Genomic DNA, 24,537 nt, shown 5'->3' with positions numbered 1-24,537 from the left:
GCACAACTCGATCTAACTGCGCTGCCTGCAAACCGATACAAGCGCCTGTCGAGCTCGTATGCAATCGACTGCCGAGTGGCAATCACGCCATCGTGTTGCTGCGCGCATTAAAGAAACACGCGTGAACAGCCGTTAGTCGGTTTACTGCGGCCTACTATGGGGGCCGCCCATGGCAAGCGTGAGACACCCGCTCAAGGGCGCGGACCACACCTGCCGACGCGTGGGAGAGTGCAACGCTCGTGGGGTGTGAGTACCGCCAGTGGAGGTCGTCGAGCCGGCGCGCGCCGTTTGCCGCGGTGCTGCTGTTGGCGTTGCTGTCGTTGGCCGATCTGGCCGGCGCGCAGACCGCAAGCATTCGCCGCTACGCCCATGACCAGGGCCTGCTCGGGCTGGCCGGCACCTGCCTGCTGCAGACCCGCGCCACGTTGCTGTGGGTGTGCACCGAAAGCGGCCTGTATCGCTTCAATGGGCGCAGCTTTCAGCAGGTGGTGCTGGATGGCCTGCGCAACGAATCGATCAGCTCGATGACCGAAACCGCCGACGGTACGTTGTGGGTGGCCGGCTTCCAGGCGCTGTTCGTCGGCAACGAACACGGCTTCCGCAGACTTGCACCGTACGAGGCCGAGCATCTGCAGGAAGGCATGCTGCTGGCCAGCCCGCCGTGGGGCACGGTGCTGGCCAACGGCGGCACGCTGGAGCGGCTGAGTGCACGCGGCAACGGCCGCTGGCATAGCGAGCCGCTGCTGGATACCGCCACCCGCGTGCGCGTGCCCGAGTTGTCCAAGGTGTTGAGCCTGTCGGTGGACGGCGACACCTTGTGGGCCGGCTGTGCCAAGCGGCTATGCGCCATCGATGCGCAGCGCAAGGTGCAGGTGTACGGGCCCGAACAAGGTGTGCCGGAAGATCGCTGGTACAGCGTGCTGCGCGACCACGACGGCGCATTGTGGGTACGTGGCACCGGCACCCTGCTCTACCGGGCACCGGGCGCGGCCACCTTCAGCGTGCGGCCGCTGCCGTTGCTGGATGGCAGCACCGTCGGGCAGCAGGCGCCGCTGGTGCTCGACCGCGAGGGACGGGTGCTGGTGCGCCGCAACGACGGACTGGTGCGCTGGGAAAACGGCCAGTGGCGCAGTTTCGGCACCGAGAACGGGCTGCCGCCGGGCAGCAGCGATGCCATCGTGGTGGACCGCGACGGCGATATCTGGATGACCGTGGACGGCGAAGGCCTGGTGCGCTGGGCCGGCTACGAGTGGATCGAGAACTGGGACGCCTCGCAAGGCATGCCGGTTGCGCCGACCTGGTCGATCGCCCGCGATGCGCAGGGCGCGCTGCTGGTCGGCAACGAACATGGCGTGGGTCGCCAGGCCGACCCGAAGGGGCGCTTCGTTCCTGCATTACCCCACTCCGGGATCCAGATCGTGGGCATGGCGCGCAGTGCCGACGGCAGCCTGTGGACGCTGAACTCGGCCGGCTTCGTGCGCCGCAACTGGCCGGATGGCCGCAGCGCCGAGATCGCCAAACTTCCGCGTACCGGGCGGCGTCTGATCATCGACCGCCAGGGCCGGCTGTGGGTGCTCACTGCCGGTGGCCTGTTTGCGCTCGAACGGCCGCTGGACGGCGGCACGCTGCACATGGTGAGCCAGATGCCGGCCATCGCCTACACCGATATCCAGCAGACTGCCGACGGCACGTTGTGGGTGTCCAGCGCCAATGGCCTGTTTCGGCTGCAGGGCGCGCACTGGTCGAAGGTGAAGGTCAAGGTCAATGGCGGCGCCTCCGACCCGTGGATCAGCAAATTCCATATCAGCGACAGCGGCGAAGTGTGGCTGGCGTTCTATCGCGCCGGGCTATGGCACGGCCTGTTGCTGGACGAAGAAGTGGATCTGCAGGCGGTCAGCGATGAAGCGCTCGCCGACGTCAGCGTGTACCAGTTACGCGGCGACAGCGTCGGCCGGGTCTGGGTGGGTCACGCACGCGGCGTGGAGGTCTACGACGGCGAGCATTGGGCGCATCTGTCGCAGTCGCAGGGGCTGTTGTGGGACGACGTGTCCGAAGCGGCGTTTGCCGAAGATCCCGATGGCTCGGTGTGGATCGGCACCGCGCGCGGGGTGAGCCATCTGCGCGACCCGGCGCGCCTGTTCGATCAGCGCCAGCCCAGCGTGCGTATCGACAGCGTCAGCCGCGGCGGCGTGCCGGTGCAGCGCGGCCAGTTGCTCGCCTGGAGCGACAGGCCGTTGCATATCGAGCTGTCCAGCATGGAGGTCTACGACGACCCCAGCCGGCTCACGGTGCGCTATCGCCTGCTCGGTCTGCACAACGAATGGATCCAGAGCGACACCCTGTCGATCGACCAACCGCCGCTGCCGTCCGGGCATTTCCGCCTGCAGGTGCAGCTGCTGGACCGCTACCGACGCACCACCTCGCCGATCGCCGACCTGCCGTTCGCGGTGGCGCCGCTGTGGTGGCGCAGCCCGCCGGCAATCGCGCTGTATCTGCTGATCGGCAGCGCCCTGCTGGCCGGTCTGTGGCGCTGGCGGCACCGTCATCTGGTGGCGCGCGAGCGCATGCTCGCCGAGCTGGTCGCCGAGCGCACCTATCAGCTGGAGCGCGAAAAACGCGAGCTGGAAAGCGCCCGCGCGGCGCTGGCACTGAAGGCCAGCCACGACGCGCTGACCGGCCTGCTCAATCGCTCCGGCGTGCTCGAGGCGATGGCCGAAGAACTGCAGGCCTGTGCCCACGGTGCGCATCCGCTGGCGGTGGTACTGATCGACCTGGACCACTTCAAGCTGGTCAACGACGAACATGGGCATCTGGTCGGCGATGCGGTGCTGGCCAAGGTCGGCGCGCGGCTGACCGCCTGCCTGCGCGATTCGGACCGCGTGGGCCGTTACGGCGGCGAAGAATTGCTGCTGTTGCTGCCGGGCATGTCGCAACACAGCCAGCACCGGCTGCGCGCCATCCACGAAAAGCTCAGCGTGGCCCCGTACGAAGTGGGCACCGCCCGCCCGCTACCGGTGACCTGCTCGGTCGGTGTGGCCTGGTTCCGGATCGGCGACACGGCGGCCACGCTGCTGGCGCGTGCCGACGAGGCGCTGTACCGGGCCAAGCGGTACGGACGCAATCGCATCGAACCGGAGGAGCCTGAGTCGTCGGTGGCATGAGCAGTCACTCCCATCACCCCAGTGCCGCGAACGGCTGCCGGGCCGATGTGCGCGATGTGCCGCAACCGCCGTGCATGCGTGCGCGCTGCATCCGAGCCGACGGCACGGCTGCCGCGCATCTCGCACCAGCGAGTCTCTGCGTCGCCACAACCGGTGCGCAGTTGCCATTGTCATGGCTGACCGCAGTAGTGGTGGTAGTGACGCTGGCCTTGCTGGTGTTGGCGCTGGTGATCTCGGTGCTGTCGCGGCGCTTCCAGCAGCGCACCGATGTGCTGGCGCAATCGCTGGCGCAGGCCAATGCCGAGCTGGTGCTGGCCGCGCTGCACGATCCGCTCACCCGCCTGCCCAACCGCGTACTGCTGCACGAACACGTGCTGCAGAGCATCGATCGCGCCCAGCACGACGGGCAGCGCTTCGCGGTGATGCTGATCAATCTGGATGGCTTCAAGGCGGTCAACGACGGCTACGGGCATCAGTTCGGCGACCAGCTGCTGGTGGCGGTGGCCGGGCGCATGAGCGCGCACCGCCGCGCCAACGGCAGCCTGGCGCGGCTGGGCGCCGACGAGTTCGCACTGGTGTCCGACATCGCCGACCCGGAGGACGCCGCCGCGATCGCCGCGCATCTGCTGCAGGCGCTGGCGGTGCCGTTCCTGGTCGGCGACCAGGAGCTGCGCCTGAGCAGCAGCGTCGGCATTGCGCTATATCCCGAAGACGCCGGACCGGAAGACACCGGCAGCGAGCATCAGCTGATGACGCATGCCGATGCGGCGATGCGCCACGCCAAACAGGCCGGGCGCAACCGCTACAGCTTCTTCGAGCGTTCGATGACCGGTACCACCCGCGAGCGCCTGCAGCTGCTGCAGGACCTGCCGCGCGCGCTGGAGCTGGGCCAGTTCGTGCTGCATTACCAACCCAAATACTGCGCCGAGGATGGCCGCCCGATCGGAGCCGAGGCGCTGATCCGCTGGCAACATCCCGAGCGCGGCCTGGTGCCACCGGACAGCTTCATCCCGCTGGCCGAACGCAGCGGCATGATCGGACCGCTCGGCAGCTGGGTGCTGCAGCAGGCCTGCCGGCAGATGCGCGCCTGGCGCGAGGCCGGGCATGGCGACTGGCGGGTGGCGGTGAACCTCTCGGCCACGCAGCTGGCCTCGCCCAGCCTGCTGGACGAAGTAGCCACCACCCTGGCCGAGCATCTGATTCCGCCTGGCCAGCTCACCCTGGAAATCACCGAAACCATGGCCATGCGCGATGCCGACGCCTGCCTGCGCACGCTCGGCCAGCTCAACGCGCTGGGCGTGCGTATCGCCATCGACGATTTCGGCACCGGCTATTCCAACCTGCTCTACCTGCGCAAGCTGCCCGCGCACGAACTCAAGATCGACCGCAGCTTCGTGCAGGCGATGGACACCTGCCCCGAAGACATCGCCATCGTCGCAGCCGTCGTCGCGCTGGCCCACACCATGCGCCTGCAGGTAGTGGCCGAGGGCGTGGAGACCACCGCCCAGCGCAACACCCTGGAACGGCTGGGCTGTGACCAGTTGCAGGGCTATCTGCTGGGCCGGCCAATGGACGCAGAGCGCTTTATCGCCACGGTGGTCGCCCAGCGCGATGGTGCGCAACGCCAGGCCAGCTGAGCAAAAGCATCAAAAAACGACCGTAGACCTGCATCCACGCTCGACGACCCGCCATCCGAGCCGAGCACCAGCCTGCAGTTGGTCAGCCATCGCGCCCGATTCCCGACCTGCGGCCCTCCCGCTAACCACCCAACTACAACACCCCGCCAGCGGCTCCACGCGCGGCCGCTGCGTCCCGAATCCCCAATCCCGATTCCCGCCCCCCCAATCCCCCGCCCCACCAACTGGAACGCCGCTTGCATGAGGCAGGGCTGACAAGTCACCGGCACCTCCATGTCCGAGTCCGAAGACGGCGGCGAACGTACAGAGCTTCCCACCGAAAAACGCCTGCGCGAAGCCCGCGAGCAGGGCAACATCCCGCAGTCGCGCGAGTTGTCCACTGCCGCCGTGTTCGGCGCCGGCGTGTTCGCGCTGATGGCCCTGGCGCGCGGCATCGGCGATGGCGCCAGCGTCTGGATGAAGACCGCGCTCAGTCCGGACCCGAAAATGCGTGAAAACCCGATGGCGCTGTTCGGCCACTTCGGCGACCTGCTGCTGCAACTGCTGTGGGTGATGGTGCCGCTGATCGGCATCTGCCTGGCCGCCGGCCTGGCCGGCCCGCTGCTGATGAGCGGTCTGCATTTTTCCGGCAAGGCGATCATGCCCGACCTCAACAAGCTCAACCCGGCCAACGGGATCAAGCGCATGTGGGGCAGCAATAGCCTGGCCGAGCTGGTCAAGTCGGTGCTGCGGCTGCTGTTCGTCGGGCTGGCCGCCAGCCTGTGCATCTCCAAGGGCCTGCACGGCCTGCGCTCGCTGGTGAACCAGCCGCTGGAACAGGCCGTGGGCAACGGGTTGGACTTCACCAAGAGCCTGCTGTTCTACACCGCCGGGGCCTTGGTGCTGCTGGCTGCCATCGACGCGCCGTACCAGAAGTGGAACTGGATGCGGAAGCTCAAGATGACCCGCGAAGAGATCAAGCGCGAGATGAAGGAGAGCGAGGGCAGCCCGGAGGTCAAGGGGCGCATCCGCCAGATGCAGATGCAGATGTCGCAGCGCCAGATGATGGAAGCGGTACCCAAGGCCGACGTGGTGCTGATGAACCCGACCCACTACGCGGTGGCGCTCAAGTACGAGGGCGGCAAGATGCGCGCCCCGATCGTGGTGGCCAAGGGCGTGGACGAAATGGCCTTCCGCATCCGCGAAGTCTGCGAACAGCACCGGGTGTCGATCGTCACCGCCCCGCCTTTGGCACGCGCCTTGTATAGAGAAGCTCAAATTGGCAAGGAAATTCCCGTGAGACTCTATTCGGTCGTGGCCCAGGTGCTGTCCTACGTCTACCAGTTGCGTGGTTGGAACGGCGGCCCGATGCCGGAATTGCCTTCCCTCGAAGTGGATGAGTTCGGCAAGGGAGCCAGCGCATGAGCGCCCAACCCGCACCGCTGAATGCACGTCGCATCATGGAGTTGCTGCGCAACGGCCTGGGCGCCCCGCTGGCGCTGATGGCCATGCTGGCCATGCTGATGGTGCCGCTGGCCGCACCGGTGCTGGATGCCTTGTTCACCTTCAACATCGCCATCTCGCTGATGGTGCTGCTGGCGGTGATCTACGTGCAGCGCCCGCTGGAATTCACCATTTTCCCGATCGTGCTGTTGATGACCACGATGCTGCGCCTGGCGCTGAACGTCGCCTCCAGCCGTGTGATCCTGATCAACGGCCAGGACGGCCACGCTGCGGCCGGCAAGGTCATCGAGGCGTTCGGCCAGTTCGTCATCGGCGGCAATTACGCCGTGGGCATCGTGGTGTTCGCGATCCTGACCATCATCAACTTCGTGGTCATCACCAAGGGTGCCGGGCGCGTGTCGGAAGTGACCGCGCGCTTCATCCTCGACGCCATGCCCGGCAAGCAGATGGCGATCGACGCCGACCTCAACGCCGGTTTGCTGACGCGTGAGGAAGCCAAGGCCCGCCGCGAAGAAGTGCGCGAGGAAGCCGACTTCTACGGCGCGATGGACGGCGCCAACAAGTTCATCCGCGGCGATGCCATCGCCGCCATCATGATTTTGTTCATCAACCTCATCGGCGGCATGGCGGTGGGCATGTTCCAGCACGGCATGAGCTTCGTGGATGCCGCCTCCACCTACACCCTGCTGTCGATCGGCGACGGTTTGGTGGCGCAGCTGCCGGCCTTGCTGGTGTCGTCCTCGGTGGCCTTGCTGGTGACCCGTGCCTCGCGTGCGCAGGACATGCGCGGCGCCATGATCAGCCAGGTGTTCGGCCAGCACCGCGCATTGGCGGTGGCTGCGGCCATCCTGGGCCTGGTCGGCCTGGTGCCGGGCATGCCGAACGTCGCGTTTTTGACGCTCGGCCTGATCCTGGGCGTGATCGCCTGGAAAATGTACAAGCGCAGCCTGGTCATCCCGCCCACCGGCGACCCCGCCACCGACCCCAAGGCCGCAGCGGCGGCCACCGCCGCCCAGGCCAGTTCGGAGCTGAGCTGGGACGAGCTGCGCCCGATCGACCCGCTGGGCCTGGAAGTGGGCTACCGGCTGATCCCGCTGGTGGACAAGAACCAGGGCGGCGAATTGATGGCGCGCATCAAGGGCGTGCGCCGCAAGCTCACCCAGGACATCGGCTTTCTGGTGCCGCCGGTGCATATCCGCGACAACCTGGAGCTGTCGGCCAACGCCTACCGCCTGCTGGTGCACGGCGTGCCGGTGGCCACTGCGGAAATCTATCCCGATCGCGAACTGGCGCTGGACCCGGGCGGCGCACTCGGCCAGCTCGACGGCATCCCCGGCAAGGACCCGGCATTCGGCCTGGACGCCACCTGGATCCAGCCGCATCAGCGCGCCTATGCCGAATCGATGGGCTACACCGTGGTCGACCCGGCCACCGTCATCGCCACCCATCTGTCGCACCTGATCCGCGAACACGCCCCGGAACTGCTCGGCCACGAGGAAGTGCAGCAACTGCTGGCGACCCTGGCCAAGACCGCGCCGAAGATGGTCGAAGACCTCACCCCCAAGGCGTTGCCGCTGTCGGTGGTGGTGCGGGTGCTGCAGAACCTGCTGATCGAGCGCATCCCGGTGCGCCAGCTGCGCAAGATCGTCGAAGCGCTGGTCGAGCACGCCCCGCACAGCCAGGACCCCACCACCCTCACCGCCGCGGTGCGCACCTCGCTGGGTCGCTTCATCGTGCAGGAAATCGCCGGCATGTCGGCCGAGCTGCCGGTCTACACGCTGGCCCCGCAGCTGGAGCGCGTGCTGCAGGAATCCACCCACGGCAATGGCGTGGCACTGGAACCCGGCCTGGCCGAGCGCCTGCACCAGAGCCTGGCCGATTGCGTCGGCAAGCAGGAAGCCCGCAACGAACCGGCGGTGGTGCTGGTACCTGGCCAGGTCCGCGCAGCGCTGGCCCGCCTGGTCCGCCATAGCGTGCCGACCCTGTCGGTACTGGCGTACAGCGAAGTGCCGGAAGACAAGCGCCTGAAGCTGGTCGGCACGATCAGCTGAGCCTGACGCACCTCGTAGGAGCGCACCTGGGCGCGACGGGCTCTACCGGGACAGCCCGTCGCGCCCAAGGGCGCTCCTACGACACGCGACGTGCTGCGGACCAGAAAAGCTTGCTGACATCACTGTAGGAGCGACCTTGGTCGCGAGGGCGTTACCGGGAGGGCCCATCGCGCCCGGGTGCGCTCCTACGAACCCACCCGCGCCCGGCCCTCTCGCTGCAGACAGGCGACCGACCACCGCACCCAGCGTCGGAAAGCCGCCACTCGTCCAAACCTCCAATCGATTGCACGACGCTGGCGGTTTCGAGGCTTTGCGGGCGCTCCACGCTCGACCTCCCACCCGCCAGCGCATCCACCCGCACAGTGGATGCCAACGCAGCGCGCCCCTAGAGAAAAGTCAATTAAACCAGTGACTTGAAATCTTGCAGCCGGGCCGATCGCACAGCTCCAGTCTGTCCCAACCTTCCAGATTCCCGCGCCGGAACCCCGGCACCGCGTTTTGGCACGCCGCGTGCATTAGCTCTGGCGAGACCGCAGTCAGCTTGATCACTGCGGGGCGAGCAGCAGCACTTGGAACAACCGAACGGGACAGGCAACTCATGACGCTGGCAACACACCCACATTCATCGCGCACCCGTCCGGCGTCCGGCGGGTCCCGTTCCTGGAGGCACTTCGCATGAAAATCAAACGCTTCGTTGCCCCGGACATGCGCACCGCATTCCGCATGGTGCGTGAAGAACACGGCCCGGACGCAGTGATCCTGTCCAACCGCCGTACCGCCGAAGGCATCGAGATCGTCGCTGCCAGCAACTACGACGAAGAACTCGTGCAGCGCGCTCTGGAAACCGCGCGCTCCGAGACTCCGTCGGCTGCGGCGGCTGCGGCGGCACAGATCGAACAGGCGCCGGCCCAGCAGGCCCCGGCCCGGACAGCCGCGCCGTTCCACGCCCCGCTGAAGCCGGCCGGTGACACCGGCAGCAGCCAGCGTCAGCGTGTTGCCAGCGCTGCAGACGACATGATCGCCGCGATGGCGCTGCGCCAGCCGGTCAACGTGCCGCGCTCGGCGCCGGTCGCCGCACCGGTGCGGACTGCCGCCGCCCCGTCTGCCGCCGCTCAAGCATTGGCCCACGCCGTTGCAGTTGCCGCCGCACCGCGCCAGGAACATGCGCTGTCGGCAGTGCCGGAACAGCTGTTCGCCGACTTCCTGACCACCGCACCGGTACAGGCTCCGGTGCACGCTGCCCCGGTGCAGGCACGCACGCCGATCATGGCCGCCGCGCTCGCCACCCACGCCTCTTACGGGCAGGACGACGACGAGCAGGACGACGACGGCTTCGACATGGACGACGCGCTGCCGCAGATCCTGCCGCCGGCCGCATTGCCGCCGCTGGTGGCCGCCCCGGTCGCCCTGGCCGCAGTACCGGTCGCCGCCGCCCCGGTGCCGCAGAACGACGAAGAACTCAAGCAGCTGCGCGGTGAGCTGGCGCTGATGCGTCAGATGATCGAGCGCGAAATGAACCGCCTCACCGACGAGCGCCTGCGTGGCTCCCCGGTGCGTGCGCAGGCCCTGGAACTGATGGACGACTACGGCTTCGATGCCGGTCTGATCCGCGATGTGGCCCTGCAGATCCCGGCCGATACCGAATTGCACCGCGGCCGCGGGCTGATGCTGGGCCTGCTGTCCAAGCGTCTGCCGGTGGCTCCGATCGACCCGCTGGAACGCGGCGGCGTGATCGCCCTGGTCGGCCCGACCGGTGCCGGCAAGACCACCACTATCGCCAAGCTCGCCCAGCGCTTCGCCGCCCAGCACGCCCCGCGCGACGTGGCCCTGGTCACCACCGACACCCAGCGCGTCGGCGGCCGCGAGCAGCTGCACAGCTACGGCCGTCAGCTCGGCATCGCGGTGCACGAGGCCGACAGCGCCGAGAGCCTGCTGGAACTGCTCGAGCGCCTGCGCGACTACAAGCTGGTGCTGATCGACACCGCCGGCATGGGTCAGCGCGACCGCGCCCTGGCCGCACAGCTGAACTGGCTGCGCGCCGCGCACCAGGTCACCTCGCTGCTGGTGCTGCCGGCCAACGCCCATTTTTCCGACCTCGACGAGGTCGTACGCCGCTTCGCCCACGCCAAACCCCAAGGCGTGGTGCTGACCAAACTCGACGAGACCGGCCGCTTCGGCAGCGCCTTGTCGGTGGTGGTTGACCATCAAATGCCCATCACCTGGGTGACTGACGGACAGCGGGTCCCCGACGACCTGCACCGCGCCAATGCCGCCAGTCTCGTTCTTCGCCTTGAAGATTTGCGGCGCGCTGCCGATAAGCCCTGTACTCCGGAGCACAACCATGCAGTCGCGTGAATACGCCAAGCTGACCAACGCCTTCCCCCTGACGGCGACCCGTCCCGAGCCCTTGGGCCCGGTGCGCACCATTGCCGTGACCGGTGGCAAGGGTGGCGTGGGTAAAACCAACATCTCCGCCAACCTGGCCGTGGCCCTCGCCGAGATGGGCAAGCGCACCCTGCTGCTCGACGCCGACCTTGGCCTGGCCAACCTGGACGTGGTCTTGGGCCTGTCGCCCAAGTACACCCTGGCCGACCTGATCGCTGGCCGCTGCACGCTGGATGAAGTGATCATCGAAGGCCCCGGTGGCGTGTTGGTGGTCCCGGCCGCCTCCGGTCGCCGCCACATGGCCGAACTGGCTCCGGCCCAGCACATCGGCCTGGTCAACGTGTTCTCCGAGCTGGAACGCGACCTAGACGTGATGGTCATCGACACCGCCGCCGGCATCACCGACAGCGTGCTGACCTTCTGCCAGGCCGCCCAGGACACCGTGGTGGTGGTCTGCGACGAACCGGCCTCGATCACCGACGCCTACGCGCTGATCAAGGTGCTCTCGCGCGAACGCGGCGTGGACCGTCTGCAGATCATCGCCAACATGGTGCGCGACCCCAACGAAGGCCGCCTGCTGTACGACAAGCTGTCGCGGGTCTGCGAAAAATTCCTCGGCGACGTGTCGCTGAACTACCTCGGCCACGTGCCACAGGACGACTGGTTGCGTTTGTCGGTACAGCGCCAGCAACCGGTCATCAAGGCCTACCCCGCCAGCCCCTCGGCGCTGGCCATCGCAGAAATCGCGCGGCGTACCTCGCGCTGGCAGGCCCCCACCGTGCCACGCGGCAACGTCGAGTTCTTTGTCGAACGCATCATCCAACGGGGGGTCGCCGCATGAGCACCGCTACCGCAACCGCAACGACGGCCACCGCGCAGTACCGTGCAGTGCAACGCAACAACGCCAACGACATCGTCACCCAGCACGCCGATCTGGTGCGCCGCATCGCCCACCATCTGGCCGCGCGCCTGCCGGCGAGCGTGGAAGTGGACGACCTGATCCAGGCCGGCATGATCGGCCTGATCGAAGCCTCGCGCAGTTATGACTCCGAGCAGGGCGCCTCGTTCGAAACCTATGCCTCGATCCGTATCCGCGGCTCGATGATCGACGAGATTCGCAGAGGCGACTGGGTACCGCGTTCGGTGCACCGCCGTGCCCGCGACGCTGCTGCTGCAGTACGCAAGATCGAACAGAACACCGGCCGCGCCGCCGCCGCCACCGAAGTGGCCGCCGCGATGGAAATGCCGCTGCCCGATTACCTGCGTCTGATGGAAGACGCCGCGCGCGGCCAGGTGCTGAGCCTGGAGTCGCGGATCGAAGATCACGGCGAGCTGGACACCACCGCCAAGGGTGGCCCCAACCCGCAGCAGATGATGGAGCGTGGCGAGTTCGGCCGCGAGCTGGGCAAGGCCATCGGCCAGTTGCCCGAGCGCGAGCAGCTGGTGCTGTCGCTGTACTACGAACAGGAATTGAACCTGAAGGAAATCGGCGCCGTGCTCGGTGTCAGCGAATCGCGCGTCTGCCAGATCCACGGCCAGGCCGTGGTGCGTCTGCGCGGCCGCCTCAAGGTCTTCGAACTGGCCGATGCCGGTGTCGAAATTGACGAATGATTTTTTCGCGTATTTTTTAGTGTTAGGAGCTTGATGTGAACAAGAACATGCGGATTTTGATCGTGGACGACTTCTCGACGATGCGACGTATCGTCAAGAATCTGTTGGGCGATCTTGGTTTCACCAATACCGCAGAGGCCGAAGACGGCAACAGCGCATTGGCTGCGTTGCGGGCCGGCCCGTTCGATTTCGTGGTCACCGACTGGAACATGCCCGGCATGACCGGTATCGACCTGCTGCGCAACATCCGCGCCGACGCCAAGCTCAAGCACCTGCCGGTGATGATGGTGACCGCCGAAGCCAAGCGCGAGCAGATCATCGAAGCCGCCCAGTGCGGCGTGAACGGCTACATCATCAAGCCGTTCACCGCGCAGACGCTGGAAGAAAAGCTGGGCAAGGTGTTCGAACGTCTGGCGGCGACCGCCTGATGAACGCCACCGTGGAAACCAATGCCGAACGCGCTGCCTTGATCGACCGCCTGCAAGGCGCGCTCGATGCACTGGAAAGCGGTGACGAAGCCGCATGGAAGCGCGAGGTCGACCACCTCGCCGCCTTGCGCACCCGTCCGATGATGCAGGGCCTGAGCCGGCTCGCACGCGAACTCGGTCAGGCGCTGGGCGAATTGCCCACCGTGCCCGAAGAAGCCGGCGAGCTGGACGATGCGTGTTCGCGCCTGGACCACGTGGTGGAAATGACCGAAAAGGCCAGCCATCGCACGCTGGATCTGGTCGAAGAATGCCGTGAGCTGGCCAACCAGCTGCGCGACGGTGGTCTGAATCAGGACCAGGGCGCGCTGATGGACAAGATGCGCCACAACCTGACCGAACTGTCGCTGGCGCAGAGCTACCAGGACCTGAGCGGGCAGATCATCCGTCGCGTGGCCGGCATCGTGCGGCGCGTGCACGAAGGCTTCGGCGCACTCGGCCTGCCGCCGAAGAGCACCGAGCCGAAGAAAGACGACGGCGGTCTTGCCGGTCCTGCAGTCAAGGGCCTGGACCGTCACGCGGTGTCGCAGGACGACGCCGATGACCTGCTGTCCGGATTGGGGTTGTAACCATGAGTGCTGTTCCAGACGATATTGCTGCCGATTTCATCGTCGAGGCCCAGGAAATCCTGGATCGCCTCGGCGAACAGCTGGTCGCGCTGGAACAGGCACCGGACGAAGCCGACCAGCTCAACGCGGTGTTCCGCGGCTTCCACACGCTCAAGGGCGGCGCCGGCTTTCTGGCGATCAAGCCCATGGTGGAGCTGTGCCACGCCGCTGAAGAAACCCTCGGCATGGCACGCTCCGGCCAGGCGGTGTTGCAGGCGCATCACTTCGATGCCGCGCAGCAGTCGCTGGATTATCTGCAGGCGATGCTGGATGCGATGGGCTCGGGCGAAACCGTGCCGCATGCACCGGCCTCGCTGATTGCGCAGTTCGATGCCAAGAGCGGCCCGCCGGCGGTCAAGGCCGCGCCCAAAGCCGCATTGGCTGCGGTGGCCACACCTGCCCATGACGACGGCCATGCACCGGCACCCGGCGCCAAAGCCGCACCCAAAGCCGCCGCAAAAGGTGCCGAAGCCGAACAGACCGTGCGCGTGGACACCAAGCGCCTGGACGCCATCGTCAACCTGATCGGCGAACTGGTGCTGTCGCGTAATCGTCTCAAGACCCTGCGCACCCGCCTGCGCGACGAAGAACTCGATCGCGCCGTCAGCGTGCTGGATATCGCCACTGCCCGCCTGCAGACCGCGGTCATGCGCACCCGCATGCAGCCGGTCAGCAAGGTGTTCTCGCGCTTCCCCAAGGTGGCCCGCGATGTCGCGCGCACCTTGTCCAAGGAAGTGGAACTGGAACTGATCGGCGCCGAGACGGAACTGGACCGTAACCTGGTCGAAGCCCTGGCCGATCCGCTGGTGCATCTGGTGCGTAACGCGATCGACCACGGCATCGAATCCCCTGCCCTGCGCGAAGCCACCGGCAAGCCGCGCAGTGGTCACGTGCGTCTGTCCGCGCAGCAGGAAGGCGACTACGTCAGCATCGAAATCCAGGACGACGGCGCCGGCATCGACCCCGAGCGCCTGCGCGAAATCGCTCGCAATAAAGGCCTGATCGACGCCGAAGCCGCCGCCCGGCTGAGCACCGACGAATGCCTGCATCTGATCTTCATGCCGGGCTTCTCGACCAAGGCCGAGGTCACCGACATCTCCGGCCGTGGTGTGGGCATGGACGTGGTGCAATCGCGCATCCGCGAACTCAGCGGGCAGATCCAGATCCAGTCCGAACTGGGCCGCGGCAGCCGCTTCATGATCCGCGTGCCGCTGACGTTAGCGATCCTGCCGACCCTGCTGGTGCAGGCCGGCGAAGCCGTCTATGCACTACCGCTGGCCCGCGTGGTCGAAGTGCTGCATGCACCACAGACCTCGCTGGGCTGGTTCGACGGCCGCGCCGTGCTGGACCGCCGCTCGCACACCTTGCCGCTGATCGACCTGCGTCGCTGGCTGGGCGTCCCGGCCGAACAACCGCCGCTGTTGACCGTGGTGCTGCTGCAGGCCGGCGAAACCCGCTTCGGCCTAGTGGTGGACCAGGTCCGCGGCCGCGAGGAAGTGGTGATCAAACCGCTACCGCGCGCCCTGCGCGGCCTGCCCGGCTACGCCGGCGCCACCCTGATCGGCGACGGCCGCATGGCGCTGATCCTGGATGTGGATGGGCTGCGCTCCAGCGATCATTGAGTTTTGGGATTGGGGATTGGGGATTGGGGATTGGGGATGGGAATCGGGAATCGGGAATCGGGAATCGGGAATCGTCAAGACGATCCTGACTGCCTGATCTAACGACAACGGCCGCGTACTGCGGCCGTTGTTGTTTCACTACCTGCATCGCTGCCGATCTATGCCGCTACGCGCGCAGGCATGGGGAGATGGTTTGGCGACGGTCAGGCTGCCGTGGAAGTGAACCTGGAACCGTTATTTACAGCTAATATTTAAGCATCTTAAACCAGCCCGGGTTTAGAAAAACGGGGGAACATGCGAGCCAGCTGGCGCAAGCATCCCAAGCGCGATATCGTCAACTCCAAAACCCGATGTTTTGTTGATAAACGCGATTGCGGCGACGCGCGTGTCGGCGTTGAAGCCCATGAAGCTACGAACGCCGCCGCCATTTCCATTGCTCCAAGCTATGCTCTGGCCATCCGGGTGGACCTTCCGCCAGCCGATACCCATTCTGGTATCGGTATTATCGCCGGGCCTATCTACGGTCAGCATCATTGAAGCCGCCCGCGAGAGGGGACCGCTTTCTTTGTTTGTCCAAAGTGTCATGAATTTCGACAGGTCCTTCACCGTCGAAAAAAGGCCGCCTGCCGGCGCAAGCGCACCAAATTCCCAGGGTTGAGCCGAGTGGAAGTCCGCATCGTAACCCCAAATTTCCCGGTGCTGCATCTCCGTTGATAGAGTAAGCGTAGTCTCGTCCATACGAAGCGGTTCAAGAATGCGAGCTCGCAAGAGGTCAACATACGTTTTGCCAAGGCGCTGTGACAACGCGTAACCCAATAACGCATAGTCAAAATTCGAGTATTCAAAACTCGACCCCGGTAAGCGCGTGAGATGGACACGACCTAAATCAGCACAAAGATCCCTCTCGGTGTAGCCGGCGTAGGGGTTATCTTGACTGAGGCCGGTGCGACTGGATGGCCGAAGTGGTAGCCCACTCGTATGAGTGGCTAAATCGAGAAGCGTGATCTCATTCCCGTCGAAGGTGGCGGGAGGAACTGCAATGTACATTGATAGTGGATCGACGAGATTCACTTCACCCCGCTGAACACAATCAGCAAGTAATAGTGCCGTGAATATCTTGGTTAGCGAGGCGATCTGAAATACTGACCGATCATTCGGCTGTTGGAGTTTACCTAGGCCAACCGTTCCGTAGTGGAAGGTCTTCAATTCGCCTGCGCGTACCACCCCCAGTACGGCCCCGGTGCCCTGCTTTTCCTCGGCTACGCGACGGCGAAGGGCCGAGGACACGCTATCAGCTTCAATTCCGGGTTTGGCAAAGCTACGCATCGGCAGGGCCATGGATAATGCCGCAGCCAAAACAGTGCGGCGTTTAATGGAGGCGACCATTTTTACTCCTCACTCCAACATCAGCGTTTGAGCCATGCAGAGGTTATCACCCTATTTGGACGGATGCTTCCTGTCCGCATACGCGACGTTGTATGGTGTCTCCACCTCGCAAGACAGAAATCTCTCGCCGGTTTGGTGATACGGCTAAGCGTCGGGAATCGCTTTAGCTGCTTCGAAACCAGCCTTTCCGCATTCCACCAATCCCGGCCATTCAACAATGGCAGCTATTTGTCGAATAACGGGTCCAAACCTCAGGGTCAGTTTGACTTCCTTAAGTGAATCTGACCCCGTTCTTTTGAAGTGACCCTGGAACCGTTATTTCAGGTCAATCGCAAGGGGGCTGGCAGCCGCAGCATCATCGCCGTACGCTGCGCGCCTTGGCCGGCACCTCCACCGGAGGCAACACCTCCATCAACAGCTGCCCTGCGCTGGCGGTGATGCGTAGCTTGGTGCCGATGGCAAAGCCCAATTGCTCCAGCCACAAGCCGCTGAGGCGGACGTGGGGCACGTGCTGGTCGCCGGCGTGGTCGTGGGCGCCGGGGTAGTGGGTGTAGCTGACGGTGCATTGGCGCGGGCGGCGGGCTCGGCGGGGTGCGCGCAGCGTGCCGGGGCCTTGCGGGAAGGCGTCCGGGTCGGGTGGCAGCATCGGTGGCAGCTTGGTGCGGTCGGGTTCCACAACGACCCACTGCACCCGCTTGGGCGGCGTGGGGCGCGCAGGCGTGCGGGTGGGCCGCGTGCTGGCAGATGTGGTGGGTGGGCGGTGGCGTGTCATGGCGCCTCCGATTGGCGGCGGGTAGCGCTGGGTGCAGCGACGCACTGCTGCAACGCCACGTCGATGCGTGCAGAAAGGCTATGCAAGGCCTGCGACAACACGCCGGGCTGGTTGAGCAACTGCTGCGCAAGATCGTCGCTGGCCTGCTCAACGGCCGCGCGTGCGGCCAGCCGGCGCAGCACTTCGCCTACCTCGCTCAGCAAGCTGTGGGCGGAAGCTGGCAACAGATAACCCGGCACCGAAGCCGGCATGGATGGTGCGGTAGACATGGCAACGCCCTCCTGGAACAACCCAAGAACCGCCGCCAACGGCGACGGGATGTCGGGAGGTTCGAAACCGCACGTAGCCGGCGGGCATATTCCCCTTGCGGGTGTTGTATTAGCCGCCCTCCCGACGCAGGCATTGCGTCGGCTTGTACCTGCAGGATGCAGGCACAAAAAACCCACCGGTTTGACGGAGGTGGGTACCGCTACGTGAGGAGTTTCGACGCTCCTTGGACCTAGCTTGCAAGTACACCGTCTGGCGTGTCAACACACGCTGGCGGGTCTCGCGCGGCTGTGTGCGCCGCTGGCGCAGTTCCATAAGAGCCACGCAAGCCGAACGCCGTCGCCTGATAAGTGCACCTGACCCTATCACGGTAATTTCCACGCTGGCTAGAACGCTTGCGCACACTGCCCGACGCAGTACGCGAGCAGATGACGCTGGTGGCGTAAAAAAATGTGGGGTACCTAAGAACCTGACCCCATTATTCCCAGCTTGAACGAAGGCTTTTTCCACTTTGTTTGGAAACAGCCCTCTATCGCATTTTAGTATGACGTATATGAAAGCCCAACCTCCACCATAATATCATTAAATTCCCCGCATGCCCTGAGGTATCTACTAGCCTCATAGTCTAGAAATTGTATCGACATCATGTTCAAGCGTATTAACGAGAAATCAGTAAAGTTAATTAGGGTTCTCATGTAATCAAGCCTAATTTTTTGGCTGAATCCATTTGAATCACTGAGGTGATCGACAATGAACTTAGCGCATGTGTAAAAAGTCCTAACCGATCCAAATATTTGATCTTGTTCATCGCACGTTTTCAAAAAAGTGGCAATTTCTTCATCACTTGAAGAATTGCTCCTTAAGCGACTTATCTCGTCTTCAATCGCCACTACCGCTTCAGCACTAAATACTGATTTTTCAGCAACATCATCGCATGAGTTTATTTTGAATCTTTGAAATTTCGCCGATTGCACTTCAATCATCTTGAAAAACTTGTTCTCAAAAGATTTCAAATCCTCACTTTTTCTTGATTGATAAAGCTCATCCCGAAACGCCTTATTAGATTCGTTTTGTAACCCTAAAGACCTAACAATCAGAAGTAACGATATAAAACTAAGTATGGGATTTAAGGTTCCACCAATATAATCTCCAAATTGACCCCAAACCTCTGCTTTAGGGGAAATGTCACTCAAATGAAAGTTGATTGTATATGCACCCAGCACTGCAGCAACGGCTAAAGCCGCAATAAGGATTCGCCTGTCAATCATTGAAGTATCCAATTACTATATATTTAATTATTCTCCTATCCTTCAATCTAACAGGATTTAGTCTCAACCTAATAACCCTCCATTTCTCCTCGGGAATTCCATTGTTATAGTTCAGATTCTCTGAGAATATCTTTTTGGCCTCCATTCTTATTTCCGCATAAGCACTTGAAAATCCGAACGCATAGGTTTCAGCGGATTCCTCCGGCTTTAGTCGGCCGTTCCCGGTGTTTATGTTAAGCCTAGTTATTGCAGCCCTTATCTCAACTTCTTCATCTGTTGGCTCTGCCTGTAACACCAATGCAGTTTCTTTTGTGAAACTTCCGATCTCAATTTTTTCAGATCTAGTTTTTCTGTAATTTAGCTTGACGTCAAAGCCAAATTTGACAGGGACTTCATGGATATTTTCCATGCAAGAGGTTCTTAAGTTCTTTATTAGATCTTCAGTCACATTACCCAATTTTTCCAGGTGATGTTGTGACTTCTCTGACAAGTCGCTATTTATTTCATAAAGCGACTCACCAATAAAATAATTCATCAGCTCGACAAAATTCTCTCGGCCAAGCTTTCTTAGTTCTTTTTTCAAATCTGAATCATGGAACTCCAAACTAAAAATCTGTCCATAAGAGCCTTTGAAACTTTGCTTAAGCTTGGTACGCACCGCACTACCATGATGCAACCTTTGAGGAACTTTTTTCGTTAGAAGTGTCTCGCCAATTTTTCTCGTAGCATCCGAAATGCCCTGCAACGTATCTAAGCCTGACTTCATGTCTACCGACTCATCCGGCGATGAAATGACGGCATCAAAATTCATCGACGCAACTTTATTTTCAATTTCCACTATTTTTCCTTTTTGCGTAGCACTTATAAATTATTTATTCTTCTTTGACAGCTCGAGAGTTGAAGGTCCTTCTGGAGGGTCCGAACCTGTCATGCCTTGCAACACGCTTAGCTCCACGTGCTACTGTTTTTATTACTTGCATTGTACAAAGGTGCGGCTGTCTTCCCTGGTCTATGCTGCCGTCGGCGCCATCCCCCTATATTGTGCAGCGTTGGCATAAGGCTTCGCCCACGTCCTTCTCGAAGCGATTCCAGTCGCCGACGACTACGCTTATTAATGTTGAGCAAAATTGATAGCTTGTGTTGCAGGCACATTCCGACAAACGAAGCGAGCCCAGCAAGGCAGCGAACCTCTAGCATCGTCGATGTCATAGGTGCAATTACCGTGTTGATGCCTTTAATCAGGCCTCGCAAGATTGAGCCGCTTTGATGCGACGGCAGCAACAGCACGCAATTCCGGATGCCAAAAAGGTTGCCGATTTTCACACCCGGACCAAACGGCCATGCTAATAAGTACGCAGAAGGAAGCACTTTATTACCCCGTTTGCTTTCCATGCATGAAGATTTCCAGTTTGGACAATACCGAGATGTAGCAGTCTTGTCTGTGGGGAATCCGACATTTTGTGCCAGCGGTGTCATGCCCGACATCGCCCACGCACATAGCGTCAAAAAGAAGGCGCATCCAGCACGAGCACTTTTCAGTAGGGCTGTGCCTTGCCGGCATCTACCCGATCAGCATGAAGCTAATGGTGTGCAGTGGGCGCCGCAGCGTGCGGGCATGGCGCTGGCTTGGCTGGTAGGTATGTTGACGTTTGGTACGGCGCTGCGACAAGGCATCAAGGCAATGGGTGGTGCGCTGCCGTGGCAGACGCCGATTGTGTCGGCCTCGGGCTGGCTATGATCGCGGCGGCGATGATCCTGCGCCTTGAGCACGCGCGAGGGCTTCCGCCGCGTGCAATTGGCAAGCTGGCATTCGGCGAGATACTGCAAGCGCTTTCGCCGAAGTATTTACGTGCGGCCACGTTTGGCTACTTCAGCCATTATGTGGGAGCTGTACGCGATGTGGACACTGACCCCCGCTGTTGATTGCGCGCGCAGGGTTGAAATAACAGTTCCAGGTCACTTCCACTACAGCCCGGCCGTCGCCGAACCATCGCGCCCACACCGCCACGCGGCAGGTATGGGCGCGACACACTGGGACCTAGAACTTGTAGGTCAGCCCTAGGTACGCCAGCCGGCCTGCGTATCCGCCGGTATAGAAGCGGGCGCGGGTGTCCTCGCCCAGGTGCGAGCGGGACTCCTGCTTGGTCAGGTTCAGCACCGAGGCGGTGAGGCTGAGCGCCGGGGTGATGTTGTACGCGGCGTTCAGATCGATCTGGTAGTACGGCTCCTCAAAGACGTTCAACCCGTTGACCAGGCCTTGCACCAGCTCGCCGCGACGGTTGTACGAGGCGCGCAGCAGCAGGCTGTCGGTCTCGTAGAACACGGTGAGGTTGGTCTGGTTTCTGGCGCTGCCCGGCATGGAGGTCTTGCCGGCCTCGGTGCCGTCTTCCAGCCGCACCGCCGCCTTGCTGGCATCGTTGTAGGTGTAGTTGAACTGCACACCAAGGCCGGACGGCAGCGTGTGCTGCGCGTACAGCTCCACACCCTGCGACACCGCGTCCTGGCCGCCGGCCTGGGTGCTGTAGTTCTGCACGGTGACCGGTTGCCCGTCGACCATCATGTTGACGTCGCTGATCACGTCGACCGCGAAGTTCTCCACGTTCTTGCGGAACAGTCCCACACCTGCCACCGAACCCGGCTGGAAATACCATTCCAGCCCCAGGTCGAACTGGTTGGCCTTGTACGGCTCCAGGTTCTTGTTGCTGCCCGAGCCGTACCAGCCCTGCTCGCTGGCACCGCCGGTCAGGCGCCGGTCGGCCACGTACTCGGGACTGTAAAACTCCAGGCTGCCAGGCGCGGCGATGTCGTTGTAGCTGGGACGTGCGATCACCTTTGCTGCTGCCGCGCGCAGCAGCAGGTTCTCGGTCAGGTCGTAGGCCAGGTTGAAACTCGGCAGCACGTCGGTGTAGTTGCGGTCCAGCCCGCTGACTACGAACGACTCGGTGCGTTGCACGCTGTCGGACAAACGCCAGTAGCCTTCGGTGCCGCAATAGGTGTCGGCCGGCGCGCCGCTGGGCATGGCGGCGCCCTGCTGGCAGGCCAGCGGATTGCCGTCGGCGCCATCGAAGAAGTAGTCGTTGTAGGCGGTCACCTTGTCGGTGGAATCGGCACGCTGGCCGGTGCGCGCCAGCCGCAGGCCGACGTTGCCACGCAGCCGCTCGGTGTGGAAGTTGAGTTGCAGGTAGGTGGAATAGATCTCCTCGTCGACGTTGTAGACGAAGTTGTCTTCGCTGCGGGTCTGCATCGCGCCGTAGGTCTGGTTCAAGTAGCCGATGTAGCCCGGGAAGTTGATCGCCGGGAACGCGCTGGCATTGACGCCACCGGCCAGGTTGTCCTGCGCGAACAGCAGGCCCGGCGAGAACTGGGTGGCGATGGCATTGCAGCGCCCGTTCCAGTAGCGGTTGTCGTAGTCACCCGGGGCGGTGCCTGGGCACACCCAGTAGTTGTTGCCGGTACTGCGGTGGATGCCGCCGTCGCGACGCTTGATGCCGAACTGCAGCGAGTCGAAGACCTCGCCGTCGAAATGCCAGGTGGTATCGATCTGCGCGTACTGCTGCTGGTTGGTGTTGCGGGTCCAGGACGAGCCGGTCGAGCCCAGGTCGACCTGCAGGATGCCGTCGCGCAGGTTCTGCATCAGCTCCGGCGAGAACGTCATGCTCGGCGTGCCGGTCAGGTCCCAGGCGCTGGCGAAGTTGGCGTTGGTCCAGCTGCCGTCGGCGTTCTGCAGGCGCGGCTTGATCGGCAGGGAAAACTGCAGCTCCGGCCCGCCCTTGGCCCAGGTGCGGCCGGCCTTGAACGCCACGTCCACCTGCTCGCCACGCCATTCGCCGCCCAGGTCCACCGTCTGCGACTGCGATTTCTCGATGTTGTAGCTGCCGGTAATCTGCGGCGTCGGCACCGTGCAGTCGTCCGAGCCCCAGCCGCCCGGCGGCAGGCCGGCCGCAGCGGCCTGCGCCTCGCTGCAATAGTAGGTCTTGCCCGGGCGCAGGCTGTAGGCGGCGCCAGTGACGATGGTGCCGCTGGGATCGAACTGCAGCCGGTCGAGCAGACGCCCGCCACGCCAGTTGCCGTCGCCGTTGTAACGGGCAATGTTCCACTCGGGAATCTTGATGGTATTGGTTTGCGAGTCCTGCGACAGGTCGAAGCGGAAGTAGTTCGCGGTCAGCGTCAGGTCGTCGGTCGGCTTGAACTGCAAGGTCAGTTGCCCACCCTTGCGCTCGCGTTCCTCGCGTTTGGCGCCCAGGCTGACCGCGGTCGGCATCATGAAACCGGTGGAGTAATTGCCGTCCTGGGTCCAGAAACCGGTACCGCCCCACCAGTTGGCATTGAAGTCCGAGGGATTTCCGTTCACGTCGACCGCCGGGCCGACTTCGTCGCGCCCGTACCATTGCCAGCTCTCGGTACTGGCATCGAGCGTCCGTGCGGTGCGCTTCTGCTGCGTGTAGCCAACGAAGACACCGAAGCGGTTGTCCTTGTCGTGCCACGCGTACGAGCCGGAGAACTGGCCGTCGGTCTTCCTGCTGGTATCGGACCAGGTGCCCTCGGCGGAGACGAAGCCGGAGTTTGGCTCCAGTTCCAGCGGGCGCCGCGTCTGCAGGATCACCGTGCCGCCGATGCCGCCTTCGTCGATGCGCGCTTCCGGGGTCTTGTACAACTCCGCGCTGCCCAGCAGGTTCGACGGCAGCAGCGTGTAGTTGAACGAGCGCGTCGGGTCGCCGTTGGACTCGGCGGTGGCGATGTAGTTGCCGTTCAATTCGGTCAGCACCAGCTCCGAGGACAGGCCGCGCACACTGACGTTCTTGCCCTCGCCGCCGTCGCGGCTGATGACCACGCCGGGCACGCGCTGCAGCGCATCGGCCACGTTCTTGTCGGGGAACTTGCCCACGTCCTCGGCGGTGATCACATCGACCACGGCGTTGGCGTTGCGCTTCTGCTCCAGGCTTTTTTCGATCGCGTAGCGGTAGCCGGTCACCGTCACCGCGTCCAGGTCCGTGGCCTGCACCTCGGCCTGGCCCGTGGGCGCCGGCGTGCCGTCGGCCTGCTGGGCGGCGGCGGTAGAGACGGCGCTCGCGAACAAGGCAATGGCGATACCGGCGGACAGCGTGCTGCGATGGCGTGCGAATGGCATGCAGTTCATTTCGATCGTGCTCTCCCAAAGGTGATTGGCTGCGGCGGATGTCTGTCGATCCAACGATCGGCTAGGAACGCTGCGCGAAGTGACACAAAAACTATCCGGCGCCGCTGCGGCAACCCGCCCCCTCCTCTTGCGCCCGCTTCCCCATGCAGATGCCATTAGATCGTTCTAATGGCGTGGAAAGCTAAGTAGCACAGCCCATGCGGCAGCGCATTCTGCCGCGCAACAGACCAGCGGCGTTGCAAGCCGTCCACGATGGGCGGCCGGCCGGCCACGCTTGCACACGGCACGGTAGGGCCTGCTGCGTCGCCGGCTGCAGCAGCGTGATTGCTGCAAGCAACACACCCTTGCCCGCAACCGGACGCAAGCGGTTTGCCGAAGCGCCAGCACACACCCTATTTGAAACCGAGCTCAGCAATAGACTGGATCGACGTGAGGGCATCGCCCACCACACGCCGCTTGGCGGCCATCGCCAACGCGACCGCCACACCGAACATGCGCGCGCTTGTTGCCTGGGTACACGCGCAAGGGCGGCGGGGCCTGCTGCAGCATTGATGACACGCATTGGTCGGAAGCGCATGCGCCGATGACCTGTCAACCATGCATCGACGCCAGAGTGGAAGCGGCCCATGCCGCAAAACGACAACTTTCTGGCGCTCTCAACCATCTGGCTCTATCAAGTCCGCCGCGCCTGGGCCGATACCGCT

At 63.3% G+C, this 24,537-nt stretch carries 16 protein-coding genes and 1 pseudogene; 11 read left to right on the top strand and 6 right to left on the bottom strand.

All coding sequences use genetic code 11. The annotated features are described in order from the left end of the window. Window positions 1–239 precede the first annotated feature (239 nt). The 10 genes and pseudogenes from AC1KVG_RS00440 to AC1KVG_RS00395 all read left to right on the top strand — a co-directional run bounded on the left by AC1KVG_RS00440 (window position 240) and on the right by AC1KVG_RS00395 (window position 15,003). Complete coding sequence (locus tag AC1KVG_RS00440; RefSeq protein WP_481093161.1) at window positions 240–3,161, top strand: ligand-binding sensor domain-containing diguanylate cyclase; 2,922 nt, start codon at window positions 240–242, stop codon at window positions 3,159–3,161. A gap of 101 nt (window positions 3,162–3,262) precedes the next feature. Further along, window positions 3,263–4,798, top strand: a pseudogene (locus AC1KVG_RS00435) (putative bifunctional diguanylate cyclase/phosphodiesterase); the annotation flags it as partial. Window positions 4,799–5,071: 273 nt separating this feature from the next. After that, window positions 5,072–6,202: a flagellar biosynthesis protein FlhB gene (flhB, locus tag AC1KVG_RS00430; protein ID WP_115038909.1), complete on the top strand. Its 1,131-nt coding sequence runs from the start codon at window positions 5,072–5,074 to the stop codon at window positions 6,200–6,202. Further along, on the top strand, window positions 6,199–8,292 hold the full coding sequence (gene flhA, locus AC1KVG_RS00425) for a flagellar biosynthesis protein FlhA (RefSeq protein ID WP_023903920.1): 2,094 nt from the start codon (window positions 6,199–6,201) through the stop codon (window positions 8,290–8,292). Before flhB ends, flhA begins: the two co-directional genes overlap by 4 nt. A gap of 675 nt (window positions 8,293–8,967) precedes the next feature. Next, a complete protein-coding gene (gene flhF, locus AC1KVG_RS00420; RefSeq protein WP_481093160.1) occupies window positions 8,968–10,647 on the top strand; it encodes a flagellar biosynthesis GTPase FlhF in 1,680 nt (559 codons plus the stop codon). After that, a complete protein-coding gene (locus AC1KVG_RS00415; RefSeq protein ID WP_006451802.1) occupies window positions 10,634–11,518 on the top strand; it encodes a MinD/ParA family protein in 885 nt (294 codons plus the stop codon). The genes flhF and AC1KVG_RS00415 overlap by 14 nt, the downstream gene beginning before the upstream one ends. Beyond that, window positions 11,515–12,288, top strand: coding sequence for an RNA polymerase sigma factor FliA (locus tag AC1KVG_RS00410; RefSeq protein ID WP_023903918.1), 774 nt, complete (start codon window positions 11,515–11,517; stop codon window positions 12,286–12,288). Before AC1KVG_RS00415 ends, AC1KVG_RS00410 begins: the two co-directional genes overlap by 4 nt. 35 nt (window positions 12,289–12,323) lie before the next feature. After that, window positions 12,324–12,716, top strand: a complete 393-nt coding sequence (gene cheY, locus AC1KVG_RS00405; protein WP_002813536.1) for a chemotaxis response regulator CheY — start codon at window positions 12,324–12,326, stop codon at window positions 12,714–12,716. Then, the gene (locus AC1KVG_RS00400) at window positions 12,716–13,342 is read left to right on the top strand and encodes a protein phosphatase CheZ (protein WP_006450905.1); all 627 of its coding nucleotides are present in this window, start codon (window positions 12,716–12,718) and stop codon (window positions 13,340–13,342) included. Before cheY ends, AC1KVG_RS00400 begins: the two co-directional genes overlap by 1 nt. A gap of 2 nt (window positions 13,343–13,344) precedes the next feature. Then, window positions 13,345–15,003 carry a chemotaxis protein CheA gene (locus tag AC1KVG_RS00395; protein WP_055826896.1) on the top strand — a complete coding sequence of 553 codons (1,659 nt, stop codon included), beginning with the start codon at window positions 13,345–13,347 and terminating at the stop codon, window positions 15,001–15,003. A gap of 276 nt (window positions 15,004–15,279) precedes the next feature. On the opposite strand, the gene AC1KVG_RS00390 is transcribed toward AC1KVG_RS00395, so the two are convergent. The 5 genes from AC1KVG_RS00390 to AC1KVG_RS00370 all read right to left on the bottom strand — a co-directional run bounded on the left by AC1KVG_RS00390 (window position 15,280) and on the right by AC1KVG_RS00370 (window position 19,534). After that, window positions 15,280–16,389: a serine hydrolase domain-containing protein gene (locus AC1KVG_RS00390; RefSeq protein WP_481093159.1), complete on the bottom strand. Its 1,110-nt coding sequence runs from the start codon at window positions 16,387–16,389 to the stop codon at window positions 15,280–15,282. Between the two features lie 355 nt (window positions 16,390–16,744). After that, entirely contained in the window at window positions 16,745–17,161 is a 417-nt protein-coding gene (locus AC1KVG_RS00385; protein WP_481093158.1) for a SymE family type I addiction module toxin, read from the bottom strand. Further along, entirely contained in the window at window positions 17,158–17,430 is a 273-nt protein-coding gene (locus AC1KVG_RS00380; protein WP_180316312.1) for an XAC0095 family protein, read from the bottom strand. The genes AC1KVG_RS00385 and AC1KVG_RS00380 overlap by 4 nt, the downstream gene beginning before the upstream one ends. A 537-nt stretch (window positions 17,431–17,967) precedes the next feature. Further along, window positions 17,968–18,696, bottom strand: coding sequence for a hypothetical protein (locus AC1KVG_RS00375; RefSeq protein ID WP_349791272.1), 729 nt, complete (start codon window positions 18,694–18,696; stop codon window positions 17,968–17,970). After that, window positions 18,689–19,534, bottom strand: coding sequence for a hypothetical protein (locus AC1KVG_RS00370; protein ID WP_481093157.1), 846 nt, complete (start codon window positions 19,532–19,534; stop codon window positions 18,689–18,691). The genes AC1KVG_RS00375 and AC1KVG_RS00370 overlap by 8 nt, the downstream gene beginning before the upstream one ends. Window positions 19,535–20,086: 552 nt before the next feature. On the opposite strand from AC1KVG_RS00370, the gene AC1KVG_RS00365 reads away from it, so the two are divergent. Further along, complete coding sequence (locus AC1KVG_RS00365) at window positions 20,087–20,434, top strand: hypothetical protein (protein WP_349791268.1); 348 nt, start codon at window positions 20,087–20,089, stop codon at window positions 20,432–20,434. Between the two features lie 300 nt (window positions 20,435–20,734). Here AC1KVG_RS00365 and AC1KVG_RS00360 read toward each other — a convergent pair whose 3' ends face one another. Beyond that, on the bottom strand, window positions 20,735–23,833 hold the full coding sequence (locus AC1KVG_RS00360) for a TonB-dependent receptor (RefSeq protein ID WP_481093156.1): 3,099 nt from the start codon (window positions 23,831–23,833) through the stop codon (window positions 20,735–20,737). Between the last annotated feature and the right edge of the window lie 704 nt (window positions 23,834–24,537).

The organism is Xanthomonas sp. NCPPB 3959 (assembly GCF_056675575.1).
This window is presented reverse-complemented; position numbering and strand designations above follow the sequence as displayed.

What these genes read in the sequence shown, in the direction of transcription:
- flhB (WP_115038909.1), top strand. Translation starts at nt 5,072, where the DNA reads ATGTCCGAGTCCGAAGACGGCGGCGAACGTACAGAGCTTCCCACCGAA.
- flhA (WP_023903920.1), top strand. Translation starts at nt 6,199, where the DNA reads ATGAGCGCCCAACCCGCACCGCTGAATGCACGTCGCATCATGGAGTTG.
- flhF (WP_481093160.1), top strand. Translation starts at nt 8,968, where the DNA reads ATGAAAATCAAACGCTTCGTTGCCCCGGACATGCGCACCGCATTCCGC.
- AC1KVG_RS00415 (WP_006451802.1), top strand. Translation starts at nt 10,634, where the DNA reads ATGCAGTCGCGTGAATACGCCAAGCTGACCAACGCCTTCCCCCTGACG.
- AC1KVG_RS00410 (WP_023903918.1), top strand. Translation starts at nt 11,515, where the DNA reads ATGAGCACCGCTACCGCAACCGCAACGACGGCCACCGCGCAGTACCGT.
- AC1KVG_RS00400 (WP_006450905.1), top strand. Translation starts at nt 12,716, where the DNA reads ATGAACGCCACCGTGGAAACCAATGCCGAACGCGCTGCCTTGATCGAC.
- AC1KVG_RS00395 (WP_055826896.1), top strand. Translation starts at nt 13,345, where the DNA reads ATGAGTGCTGTTCCAGACGATATTGCTGCCGATTTCATCGTCGAGGCC.
- AC1KVG_RS00390 (WP_481093159.1), bottom strand. Translation starts at nt 16,389, where the DNA reads ATGGTCGCCTCCATTAAACGCCGCACTGTTTTGGCTGCGGCATTATCC.
- AC1KVG_RS00385 (WP_481093158.1), bottom strand. Translation starts at nt 17,161, where the DNA reads ATGACACGCCACCGCCCACCCACCACATCTGCCAGCACGCGGCCCACC.
- AC1KVG_RS00380 (WP_180316312.1), bottom strand. Translation starts at nt 17,430, where the DNA reads ATGTCTACCGCACCATCCATGCCGGCTTCGGTGCCGGGTTATCTGTTG.
- AC1KVG_RS00375 (WP_349791272.1), bottom strand. Translation starts at nt 18,696, where the DNA reads ATGATTGACAGGCGAATCCTTATTGCGGCTTTAGCCGTTGCTGCAGTG.
- AC1KVG_RS00365 (WP_349791268.1), top strand. Translation starts at nt 20,087, where the DNA reads ATGCATGAAGATTTCCAGTTTGGACAATACCGAGATGTAGCAGTCTTG.
- AC1KVG_RS00360 (WP_481093156.1), bottom strand. Translation starts at nt 23,833, where the DNA reads ATGAACTGCATGCCATTCGCACGCCATCGCAGCACGCTGTCCGCCGGT.